This window comes from Pseudescherichia sp. (assembly GCF_031979925.1).
Lineage (GTDB): Bacteria > Pseudomonadota > Gammaproteobacteria > Enterobacterales > Enterobacteriaceae > Pseudescherichia.
On record NZ_DALZFB010000004.1, the window covers coordinates 387,568 to 401,705 of the forward strand.

A 14,138-nucleotide genomic window follows, 5' to 3' on the forward strand; every position below is an offset into this window, starting at 1 on the left:
ACCTCGTTATCGTTTTAGGGGCTGACGGTTTCCTGCGCGGCGTTTTTAGCAGGAGCAGGACGCTCTGCGCGAGGGGTAGCATACCAATATCCCAGCCCCATAAATATGGCCCCGGATAAAGTATTCCCCAGCGTAACCCACAACAGGTTATGTCCGATACCGGTAAGGGTATAGGCTTCGCTGTGGTGGCCGAACCACGATAAAGCGAACAGGGTCATGTTGGCAACTGAGTGCTCGTAGCCGGAGGCGATAAACGCCAGCAGGCACCACCAGATAGCCAGGAATTTCGCCGCGCCCTCAGTACGGATCGCCATCCAGATCGCCAGGCAAACCAGCCAGTTGCAGAGCACGCCTTTGAAGAACAGCACGCTGGCAGGGGCGCTGGTTTTCGCCAGCGCGACGGTGTGCACCAGGCTGGTATCCACCGACAGCAGGCCGCCGCCGCCCCAGAAGTAGAGCAGGGCCACAAGCACCGAACCCACCAGGTTGCCCAGCCAGGTTTGCGGCAGGATCGTCCACATCTGACCGTGGCTGATGGTGCCCGCCTTAACGCCCAGGGTTAGAAACATGGTGTGGCCGGTAAACAGCTCGGAGCCAGCGATGATCACCAGCGTCAGCGCGATGCCGAAGGTAGCGCCCATCACCAGCGGACGAACCGCCGGATCCAGCAGGTTACCGAGGGTAAAGATGAGGATAATAGCCAGGCCCACGTAGGCACCTGCCATTGCGGAGCTGATCCAGAAGCCCAGCGGATTATGTGTAGAGAGGCGTGCAATGCGCGCAGCGTTAGCCGCACACTTGTTGATAGTGTCGGTAAACATAGGGTTGATCATCCAAAGTTAGAAAAGAAAAATTTAAAAAAGAGAAAGTTAACGGGCGGAGGCATTGCACCCCCGCCGGGGTATTACGCTTTAATCTGTACTTCGCCGTCTTTGACCCGCGCATCGAAGCGCGCCACGGAGTGGTCCGCATCCTCCATGCACAGGCCGTCGCGCAGGCGGAAGCGCTGCTTCTTCAGCGGGCTGGCAACCCACAGCTCGCCATCGTGCTCGGCGATGATGCCCCGCGACAGTACGCTGGCCTCAAAGAAGGGATCGATGTTGCTGATGGCATAGACCTGCTCATCGGCCCGCGGGCGGAAGATGGCAATCTGCTGGTTATTCAGCAGGGCGCAGACGCCGGTTGCCGGCACGATGTCAGCGAGCTGACAGACGGTGTTCCACTGGCTCATACGGTTTCCTCCACCAGAGTGACCGGGATACGCTCATACGGCGTAGCCGGGCGATGCTGCTGACGTTCCGGTACGATCTGTACTGCCGGGTCGCGGCGATCGCTGTTGATAAAGTGTTTGAAGCGCACCTGCGCCTGCGGATCGTTGACGGTAGCGGTCCACTCGCAGATAACGGCGTCGCGCAGGCGAGCCATCTCCGCTTCCAGCTGGCTGTTCAGGCCAAGCTTGTCGTCGATAATCACGCTCTTCAGGTAGTCAATGCCGCCTTCCAGATTATCCAGCCAGGAGGCGGTACGGGTCAGCTTGTCGGCGGTGCGGATGTAGAACATCATAAAGCGGTCGAGATAGCGCACCAGCGTGTCGCGGTCGAGATCCGCTGCCAGCAGGTCCGCATGGCGTGGTTTCATCCCGCCGTTACCGCAGACGTAGAGGTTCCAGCCTTTTTCAGTGGCGATGATGCCCACGTCTTTGCCCTGCGCTTCCGCGCATTCGCGGGTACAGCCAGAGACGCCAAACTTCATTTTGTGCGGGGTACGGATGCCTTTGTAGCGGTTCTCCAGCTCGACGCCGAAGCCCACGCTGTCACCCACGCCGTAGCGGCACCAGGTTGAGCCGACGCAGGTTTTCGCCATCCGCAGCGCTTTAGCGTAGGCATGACCGGTTTCGAACCCGGCTTCAATCAGCTGACGCCAAATCTCCGGCAGGTCATCTTTCTGCGCACCGAACAGGCCGATACGCTGAGAGCCAGTGATTTTGGTGTAGAGGTTAAACTCACGGGCGATACGGCCCACCTCCATCAGCCCTTCCGGGGTGATTTCGCCCCCGGCAGAGCGCGGGATCACCGAGTAGGTGCCGTCTTTCTGAATATTGGCGAGGAAGTTATCGTTGGTATCCTGCAGCGGCGTATGCTGCGGCTTCAGAACATATTCGTTCCAGCAGGAGGCGAGCAGGGATCCAACGGTAGGTTTACACACTTCACAGCCGTAGCCTTTACCGTGTTTCGCCAGCAGCTCGTCAAAGGTTTTGATCCCTTCCACGCGGATCAGGTGGTACAGCTCCTGACGGGAGTAGGCAAAGTGTTCACACAGGCTGTGGTTCACTTCGATGCCCTGTTTCGCCAGCTCGGCGTTCAGCACCTGAGTCACAAGCGGGATACAGCCGCCGCAGCCGGTTCCGGCTTTGGTTTCTGCCTTCAGCGCTGCCACCGTATGGCAGCCTTTGTTGATCGCGGAGATCAGCATGCCTTTGGTCACGTCGAAGCAGGAGCAGATCTGCGCGCTGTCCGGCAGCTTATCGACGCCGATAGAGGGTTTTCCGCTGCCCGCGTGGGCGGGCAGGATCAGCGCGTCCGGGTTCTCCGGCAGCTCGATGGCGTTCAGCACCAGCTGCTGTAAATTGCCAAAGTCGCTGGTGTCACCCACCAGTACGGCACCGAGCAGAGTTTTATTATCCGGACTCACAATCAGGCGCTTGTAGACCTCTTTGCTCTCATCCAGATAGACGTAGCTACGGGAGTTCGGCGTGCGGCCATGGGCATCGCCAATGCCGCCCACGTCCACGCCCAGCAGCTTCAGCTTGGCGCTGAGGTCTGCCCCTTCAAAAGCGTTCGGGGTGCCGAGGATATGGTCTACCGCCACCTGTGCCATTTTGTAGCCAGGGGCGACCAGGCCGTAGACGCGGTTGTTCCAGCTGGCGCACTCGCCAATGGCGTAGATATCCGGGTCGGAAGTCTGGCAGGTATCGTTTACCATGATGCCGCCGCGCTGGGCCGTCGCCAGGCCGCACTGGGTCGCCAGCTTGTCGCGCGGACGGATACCGGTTGAGAAGACGATAAAGTCGATCTCCAGGCTGCTGCCGTCGGCAAAGCGCATGGTCTTACGACCCTCAACGCCCTCCTGGACGATCTCCTGGGTATTTTTGCTGGTGTGCACGCGCACGCCCATGCTCTCAATTTTGCGTTTCAGCTGCTCGCCGCCCATCTGGTCAAGCTGCTCGGCCATCAGCATTGGTGCGAACTCAATGACGTGGGTCTCGACGCCGAGGTTCTTCAGCGCTCCGGCGGCTTCCAGACCGAGCAGGCCGCCGCCTACCACTGCACCCCGGCGGCTACGGCGCGCGCAGGCTTCAATGGCGTTCAAATCTTCAATGGTGCGGTAAACAAAGCAATCCTGGGTTTCGGAGCCTTTAATCGGTGGGATCCACGGATAGGAGCCGGTAGCCATAATCAGCTTATCGTAATAGACCGTGCGGCCCGCGCTGGAGTGGATCACCTTCTCCTGGCGGTTGATAGTGATAGCACGCTCGCCCACCAGCACCTTGACGCCGTGCTTCTCGTAGAAGCCTTCGCGCACCAGAGAGAGCTCTTCGGCGGTGTGGTGAGAGAAGTAGGAAGAGAGGTGTACGCGATCGTAGGCTTTCCGCGGCTCTTCACAAAACACGGTAATGTCGAAACGGGCAGCGTCAGCTTTATCGAGGAGATCCTCAATAAAACGGTGGCCGACCATGCCGTTACCGATAATAGCGATTTTGACTTTGCTCATTTTTGCCTCGATTTCTTTTCTATTACTGCCTACCTTAACGATTCAGCAGCGGCGTTTATTGATGCAAATCAAGTTCACCTTTACCTACTCCCTAAGGAGTATATTGCTGATTTAGCAGCATTTTTCTAAGTCACGGAATTAGCTGGCTTTTCGCGATAGCGCAAATAACATACAAAAAAGAGGGTTTTTTCCTGCGCTGCCTTACCACTAAAGTTTAAAGGCGTTTAACCATTGGGAGGGGAAGGAGCTAGCCCCTTTTCAGGACGAAAAGGGGCAGGAATAACTTAGTGCGCGGAAGCCGTGTTGGTGTGCTGACGATGGCGACTAACGAAGCCAAGCGCGAAGCACATCACGAATACCACGGCATAAAGACCGTTAGCGGTCATCAGCGCCGCCTGCGGGCCACTGTTGGCCACGATAGGACCGGTGACCACGAAGGTCAGCATGGTACCAATGGTGCCGCAGGTGAGAACAAAGTTAACCAGCTTCGGCGAAGCGACTTTGGTCTGCTGAGAGCCGAGGGTAATAATGGTGGTGTAGATGGCGCTGGAGAAGAAGCCGAGGGCCAGAATAAACCACGCCATATTTTCCGGGCTGCTGGTGATGAAGAGGTACATCAGTACGGTAGCCATGCCTGCCAGCACCGTCAGAATACGCTGCAGGTCGAAGAAGCGCAGAATAAAGCTAAACGCCCACATGCCGACCATGTAAGACATCCAGAAGTCGCTGACCAGTTTCCCCTGTCCGCTAACGTCCATGCCCAGACCTTTGGCATACTCCGGCACCCAGGAGATAAAGCCCAGTTGGCCGAGGATGTAGCAGAGCGCGGCGATGGAGAGGAACAGAACGCCGATGCCCCACTTCTCTTTCACTACCGGCTTATCGCTTGGGGCAGCATGTTTGCCCAGCGCCGGGAATTCGCAGCCGATGGTTAGCACGAAGATGGCGACGTAGACCAGGCCAATGCAGGCGTAGACCCAGTACCACTCAATGCTGCGCGCCAGCAGGAAGGCGGCGACCATTGGGAAGATCATCCCGGCCATGCTGAAGAAGGAGTCGGTAAACAGCAGGCGAGAGCCACGCTGGCGGCCTTCATACATCTGGGTTACCAGGAAGGTACCAATCGACATGGTGATACCGCTCACCAGCCCCAGCACGAACATGGCGGCAGAGAAGATCGCCAGACTGTGGGTCAGCATCAGTGCCGCCACGGCCAGCACCATCAGCACAAAGCCAAACCGCAGCTGCGTTTTTAACGGCACGATCTCCATCAGCCAGGCGTTCAGAAAGATAGAGATCAGGATCCCGGTGTTCAGGAAGGTAAAGGTATTACTCATGCTGGAAACGGGCAGGTTGAAATACTTAGCGATATCGCCCATCACCATACCGGTGACGATCACCAACGCACCGGTAAGGGCATAGGAGAAAAAGCTAATCCAGGTGAGCTTGATTCGATTGCTGTTAGTCATGAGACTGGCCTGTGAATAGAAGTGTAAAGCGCGTTGACTGCGCCGTGAACGGGCAGATTTTATGCGTTCAGGTGACACATTTAAATCTTTAAAAATGAAAATTGATCATGTTGCACATTTTATTTTGAAACGTGTCACACATTTTCCACCTGTTGCGCCATAGTGAGCTACAGACACATCTGTTTCAAATTCGTAAAATTGAGTAAAGCGCTGGCCTGGGGGCAGCATGCTCTTTAGAATCAAGCGACTCGCTCTCTTCACTGTTCACTGTAGGAATTCACATGGTTAAAACGACTCTGGCGGCTGTAGCGGCTATTTTTGCTCTCTCTGCACTCTCTCCGGCTGCCTTCGCCGCAAAAGGCGATCCTCATGTTCTGTTAACCACCTCTGCCGGAAACATTGAGCTGGAGCTGAACAGCCAGAAAGCCCCGGTATCAGTGAAGAATTTTGTCGACTATGTGAACAGCGGCTTCTATAACAATACGACCTTTCACCGCGTGATCCCGGGCTTCATGGTGCAGGGCGGCGGTTTTAACGAGCAGATGCAGCAGAAGCAGCCGAACCCGCCGATCAAAAACGAAGCGGATAACGGCCTGCGCAATACTCGCGGTACCATCTCCATGGCCCGCACAGCTGACAAAGACAGCGCCACCAGCCAGTTCTTTATCAACGTTGCGGATAACGCTTTTCTTGATCACGGCCAGCGCGACTTCGGCTATGCCGTTTTCGGTAAAGTTGTGAAAGGCATGGATATCGCGGACAAAATCTCTCAGGTACAGACCCATAACGTTGGTCCGTATCAAAATGTGCCGTCAAAACCGGTCGTTATCCTCTCCGCAAAAGTCCTACCCTAACGCTTTTCTGCACGGGCATCTCCTGTCCGTGCACCGCCTGCTTCCCTGCGTAACGTGAAAATGCCGCTTATACTTGTGGCAAATGACGCACATCATCAGGGAGACACAATGGCGAAAAAACTCACCGAACGGCAAAAATCCCGTCTCTGGGAGCAGCAGCGTAATGTCAATTTCCAGGCCAGCAGACGGCTGGAAGGGGTGGAGTGCGCCCTGGTAACGCTCAACGCAGAAGAAGCAGAGGCGCGCCTTGAAGCGCTGCGGAGGCAACATGAGCGATAAGTTTGGCGACGGGCGCGACCCGTACTTCTATGCCGGCCGCAACGTGATGAGCAACCGGCTTGGCATTCATCAGGCAAAACAGTTGGAAGAGGCGGCATACGAGTTTACCTCGCTGCGTGCCGCTACCCTGGAGCTGGGCCCCGTTGCCCGGGGTCTACCGCATCTCTGCGCCATCCATCGTCATCTCTACCAGGATATTTTTGAGTGGGCCGGTGAGATCCGTGAGGTCAACATCTATCAGGGCGATACGCGCTTCTGTAATTTTGACTATATCGAGAATGAGGGCAACGCCCTGATGCAGGCGCTGGAGGATGAGGACTGGTTGCAGGGGCTGGAGAAAACCGCGTTTATCGAGCGTCTGGCACACTACTACTGCGAGATTAACGTCCTGCATCCGTTCCGGATCGGCAACGGCATCGCTGAGCGGATCTTCTTTGAGCAGCTGGCAATCCATGCCGGGTATCAGCTCGACTGGCGCGGCATTGAGCCCGATGCCTGGAGCGCCGCCAACCAGAGCGGCGCCATGGGTGACCTCTCAGCACTTATCGACATCTTTACTCACGTGGTGAGCGAAGCGGAGTAAAACGTTGCCGGATGGCGCTGCGCTTATCCGGCCTACGCGGGGCGGACATATCTATATCAATATGTCCAGCCCATGCTTTTGTATAATGCTTAACAGCTTTAGTGATAACCCATTCGGCCGTTTAGCGCCGCTTTCCCATTTTTGTACGGTTGAAACGCTGGTATTTAAATAGTGGGCAAAAACAGGTTGGCTAACGTTAAACTTCTCCCGTAGCTTTTTGATTTCATCCGGCTGAATGTCATCTACCTCGCCAATGCAGGCTTTATCAAAGCTACGCATTGTTTCCTGAGAGATAGCATCTACGCTGTGTAATCCCGCAGCAGCGCTATGAATCGCTTCAAAAGCGGTACTTTTAAATTTCTCTTTTGCGGTCATGACAAATCTCCAGCAACTCTCTTGCGTCAATTAACAGGCTCAGTTTTTCAGTTTTCAGGCACGCGTAATGCTTTGCGAGTGTTCGAAAGCCTGAGAATTCTTCATGAGTAATATTTGCCATATCCTGTTTGGCATACAGGAAAGTGTAAAACCAATTTCTCCCACCTTTAGCCAGGATAATGGCGCGATCGCGATTGTGGTGCAGGCGCTTTTTATAGACGCCGCCGCCAAGGTCATCTGCTTTTCCTTCACATACAGCGTTGATAGCCAGACATAACTCATCGTCCTTGATGGCATGGTTTTTTGCCGTTTTACTGAACCATTTTGTTTTAAAAACTCGCATTTGATTCACGTCCCTGTTCACTTTACTGTAGCACTTAGTGCAATAGTAAGCACTTCTTTCAGTAGGTCATAGTCAGAATTTCTTAGGCTGCGTACAATGTCGCAAAGATAGTTAACAAGTGGCTTACCATGATCCTGCTTATCGACAACTACGACTCCTTTACCTGGAACCTCTATCAGTACTTCTGCGAGCTGGGGGCAGAGGTGGTGGTGAAGCGCAACGACGAGCTAACCCTCGCCGATATCGCGGCGCTGGCTCCGGAGAAGATTGTGATCTCTCCCGGCCCTTGCACGCCGGACGAGTCGGGCATATCGCTGGACGTTATTCGTCACTATGCCGGTAAGCTGCCGATGCTTGGCGTCTGCCTGGGTCATCAGGCGATTGCCCAGGTTTTTGGCGCGACCATCGTCCGGGCGCAGAAGGTGATGCATGGCAAAACCTCCGTTATCACTCACAGCGGCCGGGGCGTGTTTCACGCACTGAATAATCCGCTTACCGTTACCCGCTACCACTCGCTGCTGATCGATCCTGCTACGCTGCCCGACTGTTTTGAAGTCACCGCCTGGAGCGATACCCAGGAGATTATGGCTATTCGCCATCGGGAGTGGGATCTACAGGGGGTGCAGTTCCATCCGGAGAGCAACCTGAGCGAGCAGGGGCATGCGCTGCTGGCAAACTTTCTTAACCAGGCCGATTTCTGGTTGCCTTAAGCTGATTTTTTATGCATATTTTGTGATTATATTTTCATAATCATTACTGCATATAATTGCGGCATAGAATGGATGGGCATGACATGGCAACTGAACAGAACGCAGTTACGCGCGCAACATTTGACGAAGTAATTCTGCCCGTTTATGCACCGGCGGAATTTATCCCGGTGAAAGGCAAAGGCAGTCGGGTGTGGGATCAGCAGGGCAAAGAGTATGTTGATTTTGCGGGCGGGATTGCCGTTACGGCGCTGGGCCACTGCCATCCTGCGCTGGTAGAGGCGTTGAAGAGCCAGGGCGAAACCCTGTGGCACACCAGCAACGTCTTCACCAACGAGCCGGCGCTGCGCCTGGCGCGCAAGATTATCGATACCACCTTTGCCGAGCGCGTGCTGTTTATGAACTCCGGCACCGAGGCCAATGAAACCGCCTTTAAGCTGGCGCGCTACTACGCCTCTACGCGCCACAGCCCATACAAAACCAAAATCATCGCCTTCCATAACGCCTTCCACGGACGCTCGCTGTTTACCGTCTCGGTCGGCGGCCAGCCGAAGTACTCCGACGGCTTTGGACCGAAACCGGCCGATATCATCCACGTGCCGTTTAACGATCTCCATGCGGTAAAAGCGGTGATGGACGATCACACCTGCGCGGTTGTCGTCGAGCCGGTGCAAGGGGAAGGGGGCGTAACCGCCGCGACGCCTGAGTTCTTACAAGGCCTGCGCGAACTGTGCGACCAGCACCAGGCGCTGCTGGTGTTTGATGAGGTGCAGTGCGGGATGGGACGCAGCGGCGATCTCTTTGCCTACATGCACTACGGCGTGACGCCGGATATTCTTACCAGCGCCAAGGCGCTGGGGGGCGGTTTCCCGATCAGCGCCGTGCTGACCACCGAGGCGATCGCCAGCGCCTTCCACGTTGGCTCCCACGGCTCGACCTACGGCGGCAACCCGCTGGCCTGTGCGGTGGCCGGTGCGGCCTTTGACATCATCAGCTCGCCGGAAGTGCTGCAAGGCGTTAGCGAGAAGCGCCAGCGCTTTGTGAAGCACCTGCAGCAGATCGACGAGCAGTTTGACATGTTCAGCGATATTCGCGGCATGGGCCTGCTGATTGGGGCAGAACTGAAGCCGCAGTACAAAGGGCGCGCCCGCGATCTGCTTTACGCGGCAGCCGATGAGGGTGTGATGGTGCTGAACGCGGGGCCGGACGTGATGCGCTTTGCGCCGTCGCTGGTCGTCAACGAGCAGGATATTGATGAAGGTATGCAGCGCTTTGCCGTGGCGGTCGCCAACATCGTTCGGGCTTAATCTTTACTCCACCGGCGATTAAGCCAGATGCCATGATGCGGGCGCTGACGCCATGCCACCGACGAGATGGTGTGCATGCTGTTCAGATGCCCGATAATGCGCTGGAGGTGCATCTCCATCGGGCTCATCGGGCCGTGGGTGAGCGTCTCCGGCGCTTCAAGAATATTCGCGTCTCCCGACGCTCCTGCCCCGTCATAGTCCAGCCGCTGCTGGCAGCGCTGAAGCGCAATTTCACAGGACTCCAGATAGCGCTGCGCCAGATCCGGCGTCAGCATGGCGTGCTCCCGGGCCAGCGTGGTCAGAGCGTTAATATGCTCAACGATAAACTGGCTATGGGTCACCCAGAGCTTCATATCTTCCAGATAGTGGGTATTGAACCCCGGCTCCTGCATCGCCTGGTTGAGCGAGTTGAAAAGCGCGTTGTGCGCCTGGTTGACCCGTATCCGCTGGTAAGCCAGCGGCGTCGGCTGCGGATCGTCGCTGAGGATCAGGCGAATCGCATCCTGATCTTTCTCAATGGCATCATGGGCGTTTTTCCGCAGCAGCCCGCTTTGCCACTGCGGCCAGAGCCAGACCATCCCGCCGAAGGCAATCAGACAGCCAATCAGGGTATCGATCAGCCGGGCCACGATAAAGTTTTCGCCGCTCAGGGTCAGGATCTGAATCGAATAAACCGCCGTGATGGTGAAGCCTACCGTCGCCCAGCCGTAGTTCTTGCGAATAATCAGGTAACTGATCAGCGTGATAAACAGCATGCCCAGCAGCGTATACCCCTCCGGGACATGAAAGTGCAGGGCCACCCCGGCGATGGTTAACCCCGCCAGCGTACCCGCCGCCCGGTGTAAAATACGTACCCGCGTAGCGCCGTAGCCGTTCTGGGTAACCAGCAGCACCGTCATCAGGATCCAGTAGGGCTTCGGCAAATGCAGCGCGCTGCCCATCAAGCTGGCGATGCTCAGCATAACGCTGATGCGGGCGGCATTGCGCAGCGCCGGAGACTTCAGCGACAGATAGCTCTTGAGCGCCTCCCACAGCGGCTGGCGGCGCTGCTGGTCGGCCATCAGATCGCGGGTATAGAGCGGCCGCTGGGTACGCAGCACGCGGGCGATACGGCTGAAGTGCCAGGCGCAGAACTGCCCGACCGGGTTTTGCGGATGCTGACGGGCGATCTTCTCCAGCGCGCCAATCTGCTTCTCCATGGTGAAGCGGGTCGGGTAGCGATGATACAGAATGTCGTCCGCCAGCACCCGTAGCCGGGCAGCGACCACCTGCGCATTCCAGCGGATCACCGCTTCGGCATGGCTCCGCTCCACCAGCTTCTGTACCTCTTCCGGCTGGTGCAGGCTAACCGAGATGTGCTCCTGCAGATCCAGTGCCACCTGAAAGGCCCGCAGCAGACGCTTGTAGTCGTTATGCTGGTTAGCCGCAAGCATATGCAGCTGCTGATAGCACTGGCTGATGAGATCCACCGCCTTTTGCTGACGCGCCAGCAGCGGTGGCAGGGCCTTCTCCGGGTCGGCATGCTGGGTCAGCAGGCTGTACTTCGCCTCGCAGTAGTCGGCGAGCTGGCGGTAGAGCAGGCTTAACGATTCGCGCAGGGGCTGCTCGCGCCACAGCCAAAACCAGAACCAGTTAAATGCGCCATACCAGAGCGTGCCCAGGGTGTAGATGAGCAGCGGCTCCCAGACTGGCATATTGCCCGCCAGGCTGAGGGTAAAGATGGCGGCGATAAGCGAGGCGGGCAGCAGGCGTGCGTGTAGAGGGCTGATCTCCGCAGTGACGCCAAGCAGCATCGCCAGCCCGGCGAGGATCAGCGGTAGCGCAACGTTGGCCTCCAGCAGCAGCTGCACCGCCAGACTACAGCCAGCAAACAGCGAGCCGCCGATAATCAGGCGCTTAAAGAAGCGTTTGTGTGGGGTATCAAGACCGGCAATGTTGCAGCAGGCGGGCACCAGCGAGAACAGCAGCCCCTGCTGAAGATGACCCAGCGCCAGGCCGATGGCCACGGGGAGGCACAGCACCAGCGTTTGTCGCAGTGCGTAGTTAACTTCGGGGTGGTAGATTAGCCTGCGCCACATGAGGGAGAGAGCAAAAACGGCGTATGCAGAGGCAACACGCCGTTCTTAAAGCTTAACGCGTTCCGTAGACGACGATGGTTTTACCATGCGCGGAGATCAGGTTTTGATCTTCCAGCATCTTCAGGATACGGCCCACGGTTTCACGGGAGCAGCCCACAATCTGGCCGATCTCCTGGCGGGTGATTTTGATCTGCATCCCGTCCGGGTGGGTCATCGCGTCCGGCTGTTTAGCCAGGTTCAGCAGGGTCTGCGCGATGCGGCCGGTCACGTCGAGGAAGGCGAGGTTGCCCACTTTCTCAGAGGTGACCTGCAGGCGGCGTGCCATCTGCGACGAAAGGCGCATCAGAATATCCGGGTTGACCTGGATAAGCTGGCGGAACTTTTTATAGGAAATTTCGGCCACTTCACAGGCGGTTTTCGCCCGTACCCATGCGCTGCGCTCCTGGCCCTCTTCAAACAGGCCCAGTTCACCGATAAAGTCTCCCTGGTTCAGGTAAGAGAGGATCATCTCTTTCCCTTCTTCGTCCTTGATGAGCACTGCCACCGAGCCTTTGACGATGTAGTACAGCGTTTCCGCTTTTTCACCCTGGTGAATCAGCGTGCTCTTCGACGGGTACTTATGAATGTGGCAATGAGACAAGAACCATTCGAGAGTCGGGTCTGTTTGTGGTTTGCCAAGCACCATGCGCGGTTATCCTCTGTTATAAGCTGGCGCCAGTCGCGGGACATATCCGGCGGCTGGGGTTGCAATCATATGCTTCCCGATTCCTGGGAAGGGGGCCGTCAATAAAGGCATGCGGCCTGTAATGGTTGAAGTCCTCTGCATACCTGCATAATGTCAATACATTACTGGAGCATCCAGACTGTTTTAGCATAGCTTTTGCCGTGTGTCTCCTGGTGTCTCGCTTCAGCTTGATGCAGGTCGCCTTCCGTTGCGCGTTTTGTTATGTGCGCGTAATCTGTCGGGAAAATTGCCACTCTGGAGTGATGAAAATGCAAGCACGCGTAAAATGGGTTGAAGGTTTGACGTTCATCGGTGAATCCGCCTCGGGCCACCAGGTGTTGATGGACGGCAATTCCGGGGACAAAGCCCCCAGCCCGATGGAGATGGTGCTCATGGCGGCAGGCGGATGCAGCGCCATTGACGTGGTGTCGATCCTGCAAAAAGGACGGCAGAACGTGACCGATTGCGAGGTGAAGCTGACCTCCGAGCGCCGGGAAGAGGCTCCGCGTCTCTTCACCCACATCAACCTGCATTTTATCGTCACCGGCAAAGAGCTGAAGGATGCGGCGGTATCACGCGCGGTGGATCTCTCGGCGGAAAAATATTGCTCCGTAGCGCTGATGCTGGAGAAAGCGGTCAACATCACTCACTCTTATGAGGTTATTGAAGGCTGATTTTGTGCCCGGTGGCGCTCCGCTTACCGGGCCTACGTGATCTGCGTTGCCCCCTACTCAATCTTTTTGCCTTCCATCAGCCGCTGCACCAGCGGCAGCATAATCAGCTCCATCGCCAGTCCCATTTTGCCCCCCGGCACCACCAGGGTATTGATGTGGGAGATAAACGAGCCTTGCAGCATCGCCAGCAGCCAGGGGTAGTCGATGCCCTCCAGATCGCGGAAGTGGATCACCACAAAGCTCTCGTCCAGCGAGGGGATATTTTTAGCAGCAAAGGGATTTGAGGTGTCGACCGTGGGGACACGCTGGAAGTTGATGTGGGTGCGGGAGAACTGCGGCGTAATGAAGTTGATGTAGTCATCCATGGAGCGCACTACCGAGTCCATTACCGTCTCCCGGGAGTGGCCGCGCTCGCTGGTATCGCGGATCATCTTCTGGATCCACTCGAGGTTTATAATCGGTACCACCCCCACCAGCAGATCCACATGCCGTGCCACGTCATGCTGAGGCGTCACCACGCCGCCGTGCAGCCCCTCATAAAACAGAATATCGGTAGGTTCCGGCAGCGGCTGCCACGGCGTGAAGGTACCGGGGATCTGGTTCCAGGGCACGGCTTCGTCGTAGGTGTGCAGATACTTGCGTGCCTGGCCGGTGCCGTTGTGGCCATATTCAATAAAGGTCTGCTCAAGCAGACCGAAATCGTTAGCGTCCGGGCCAAAGTAGCTGATATGCCGTCCGGCATCGCGCGCCTTGCGGATCGCCATATCCATCTCCGGACGGGTATAGCGGTGGAAGCTATCGCCCTCCACCTCAGCGGCGCGCAGCCCAAGCTGGGCAAAGATTTTACGAAAGGCGAGGCTGGTGGTGGTGGTTCCTGCCCCGCTGGAACCTGTAACAGCAATCACCGGATGTTTGGCTGACATAGCGAACGACTCCCTGATAAATAACAGAAGAGGGCAGATCGCCTGACGCAG

The 14,138-nt window shown here is 56.8% G+C and carries 15 protein-coding genes; 6 read left to right on the forward strand and 9 right to left on the reverse strand.

Annotated elements, in window-relative coordinates; translation table 11 throughout:
- Positions 1-14: 14 nt before the first annotated feature.
- From nirC to tsgA, 4 genes are all read right to left on the reverse strand, one after another.
- Entirely contained in the window at positions 15-821 is an 807-nt protein-coding gene (gene nirC / locus RTM13_RS10060) for a nitrite transporter NirC (RefSeq protein ID WP_312211900.1), read from the reverse strand.
- Positions 822-904: 83 nt separating this feature from the next.
- A complete protein-coding gene (nirD, locus tag RTM13_RS10065; protein ID WP_042393096.1) occupies positions 905-1,231 on the reverse strand; it encodes a nitrite reductase small subunit NirD in 327 nt (108 codons plus the stop codon).
- Positions 1,228-3,771: a nitrite reductase large subunit NirB gene (gene nirB, locus RTM13_RS10070; RefSeq protein WP_312211901.1), complete on the reverse strand. Its 2,544-nt coding sequence runs from the start codon at positions 3,769-3,771 to the stop codon at positions 1,228-1,230. The genes nirD and nirB overlap by 4 nt, the downstream gene beginning before the upstream one ends.
- A gap of 284 nt (positions 3,772-4,055) precedes the next feature.
- Positions 4,056-5,240, reverse strand: coding sequence for an MFS transporter TsgA (gene tsgA, locus RTM13_RS10075; protein ID WP_312211902.1), 1,185 nt, complete (start codon positions 5,238-5,240; stop codon positions 4,056-4,058).
- Positions 5,241-5,521: 281 nt separating this feature from the next.
- On the opposite strand from tsgA, the gene ppiA reads away from it, so the two are divergent.
- The 3 genes from ppiA to RTM13_RS10090 all read left to right on the forward strand — a co-directional run bounded on the left by ppiA (position 5,522) and on the right by RTM13_RS10090 (position 6,956).
- Complete coding sequence (gene ppiA / locus RTM13_RS10080; protein WP_257758686.1) at positions 5,522-6,094, forward strand: peptidylprolyl isomerase A; 573 nt, start codon at positions 5,522-5,524, stop codon at positions 6,092-6,094.
- A 108-nt stretch (positions 6,095-6,202) separates the two neighbouring features.
- Positions 6,203-6,373, forward strand: coding sequence for a YhfG family protein (locus RTM13_RS10085; RefSeq protein ID WP_268106017.1), 171 nt, complete (start codon positions 6,203-6,205; stop codon positions 6,371-6,373).
- The gene (locus RTM13_RS10090; RefSeq protein ID WP_312211903.1) at positions 6,363-6,956 is read left to right on the forward strand and encodes a putative adenosine monophosphate-protein transferase Fic; all 594 of its coding nucleotides are present in this window, start codon (positions 6,363-6,365) and stop codon (positions 6,954-6,956) included. The genes RTM13_RS10085 and RTM13_RS10090 overlap by 11 nt, the downstream gene beginning before the upstream one ends.
- A 51-nt stretch (positions 6,957-7,007) precedes the next feature.
- Here the strand turns inward: RTM13_RS10090 and RTM13_RS10095 are convergent, their stop codons facing one another.
- Entirely contained in the window at positions 7,008-7,331 is a 324-nt protein-coding gene (locus RTM13_RS10095; RefSeq protein WP_312211904.1) for a DNA-binding transcriptional regulator, read from the reverse strand.
- Positions 7,309-7,674, reverse strand: a complete 366-nt coding sequence (locus RTM13_RS10100) for a type II toxin-antitoxin system RelE/ParE family toxin (protein WP_312211905.1) — start codon at positions 7,672-7,674, stop codon at positions 7,309-7,311. The genes RTM13_RS10095 and RTM13_RS10100 overlap by 23 nt, the downstream gene beginning before the upstream one ends.
- Before the next feature lie 128 nt (positions 7,675-7,802).
- On the opposite strand from RTM13_RS10100, the gene pabA reads away from it, so the two are divergent.
- Positions 7,803-8,384, forward strand: coding sequence for an aminodeoxychorismate synthase component 2 (pabA, locus tag RTM13_RS10105; protein ID WP_312211906.1), 582 nt, complete (start codon positions 7,803-7,805; stop codon positions 8,382-8,384).
- A gap of 83 nt (positions 8,385-8,467) precedes the next feature.
- Entirely contained in the window at positions 8,468-9,688 is a 1,221-nt protein-coding gene (locus RTM13_RS10110; protein WP_312211907.1) for an aspartate aminotransferase family protein, read from the forward strand.
- Here the strand turns inward: RTM13_RS10110 and RTM13_RS10115 are convergent.
- Both RTM13_RS10115 and crp read right to left on the reverse strand, forming a co-directional pair.
- Entirely contained in the window at positions 9,685-11,766 is a 2,082-nt protein-coding gene (locus RTM13_RS10115) for a YccS/YhfK family putative transporter (RefSeq protein WP_312211908.1), read from the reverse strand. The genes RTM13_RS10110 and RTM13_RS10115 overlap by 4 nt on opposite strands.
- A 52-nt stretch (positions 11,767-11,818) precedes the next feature.
- Positions 11,819-12,451 carry a cAMP-activated global transcriptional regulator CRP gene (gene crp, locus RTM13_RS10120; protein WP_000242758.1) on the reverse strand — a complete coding sequence of 211 codons (633 nt, stop codon included), beginning with the start codon at positions 12,449-12,451 and terminating at the stop codon, positions 11,819-11,821.
- A 308-nt stretch (positions 12,452-12,759) separates the two neighbouring features.
- Between crp and RTM13_RS10125 the strand changes: the two genes are divergently transcribed.
- A complete protein-coding gene (locus tag RTM13_RS10125) occupies positions 12,760-13,164 on the forward strand; it encodes an OsmC family protein (RefSeq protein WP_312211909.1) in 405 nt (134 codons plus the stop codon).
- Positions 13,165-13,217: 53 nt separating this feature from the next.
- Here the strand turns inward: RTM13_RS10125 and RTM13_RS10130 are convergent, their stop codons facing one another.
- Positions 13,218-14,087 carry a phosphoribulokinase gene (locus RTM13_RS10130; protein WP_312211910.1) on the reverse strand — a complete coding sequence of 290 codons (870 nt, stop codon included), beginning with the start codon at positions 14,085-14,087 and terminating at the stop codon, positions 13,218-13,220.
- Between the last annotated feature and the right edge of the window lie 51 nt (positions 14,088-14,138).

Coding starts and splice junctions, on each gene's coding strand:
- RTM13_RS10090 (WP_312211903.1), top strand. CDS start 6,363: ATGAGCGATAAGTTTGGCGACGGGCGCGACCCGTACTTCTATGCCGGC.
- RTM13_RS10125 (WP_312211909.1), top strand. CDS start 12,760: ATGCAAGCACGCGTAAAATGGGTTGAAGGTTTGACGTTCATCGGTGAA.
- ppiA (WP_257758686.1), top strand. CDS start 5,522: ATGGTTAAAACGACTCTGGCGGCTGTAGCGGCTATTTTTGCTCTCTCT.
- RTM13_RS10095 (WP_312211904.1), bottom strand. CDS start 7,331: ATGACCGCAAAAGAGAAATTTAAAAGTACCGCTTTTGAAGCGATTCAT.
- pabA (WP_312211906.1), top strand. CDS start 7,803: ATGATCCTGCTTATCGACAACTACGACTCCTTTACCTGGAACCTCTAT.
- tsgA (WP_312211902.1), bottom strand. CDS start 5,240: ATGACTAACAGCAATCGAATCAAGCTCACCTGGATTAGCTTTTTCTCC.
- RTM13_RS10100 (WP_312211905.1), bottom strand. CDS start 7,674: ATGCGAGTTTTTAAAACAAAATGGTTCAGTAAAACGGCAAAAAACCAT.
- RTM13_RS10115 (WP_312211908.1), bottom strand. CDS start 11,766: ATGTGGCGCAGGCTAATCTACCACCCCGAAGTTAACTACGCACTGCGA.
- RTM13_RS10110 (WP_312211907.1), top strand. CDS start 8,468: ATGGCAACTGAACAGAACGCAGTTACGCGCGCAACATTTGACGAAGTA.
- nirB (WP_312211901.1), bottom strand. CDS start 3,771: ATGAGCAAAGTCAAAATCGCTATTATCGGTAACGGCATGGTCGGCCAC.
- nirD (WP_042393096.1), bottom strand. CDS start 1,231: ATGAGCCAGTGGAACACCGTCTGTCAGCTCGCTGACATCGTGCCGGCA.
- RTM13_RS10085 (WP_268106017.1), top strand. CDS start 6,203: ATGGCGAAAAAACTCACCGAACGGCAAAAATCCCGTCTCTGGGAGCAG.
- crp (WP_000242758.1), bottom strand. CDS start 12,451: ATGGTGCTTGGCAAACCACAAACAGACCCGACTCTCGAATGGTTCTTG.
- RTM13_RS10130 (WP_312211910.1), bottom strand. CDS start 14,087: ATGTCAGCCAAACATCCGGTGATTGCTGTTACAGGTTCCAGCGGGGCA.
- nirC (WP_312211900.1), bottom strand. CDS start 821: ATGTTTACCGACACTATCAACAAGTGTGCGGCTAACGCTGCGCGCATT.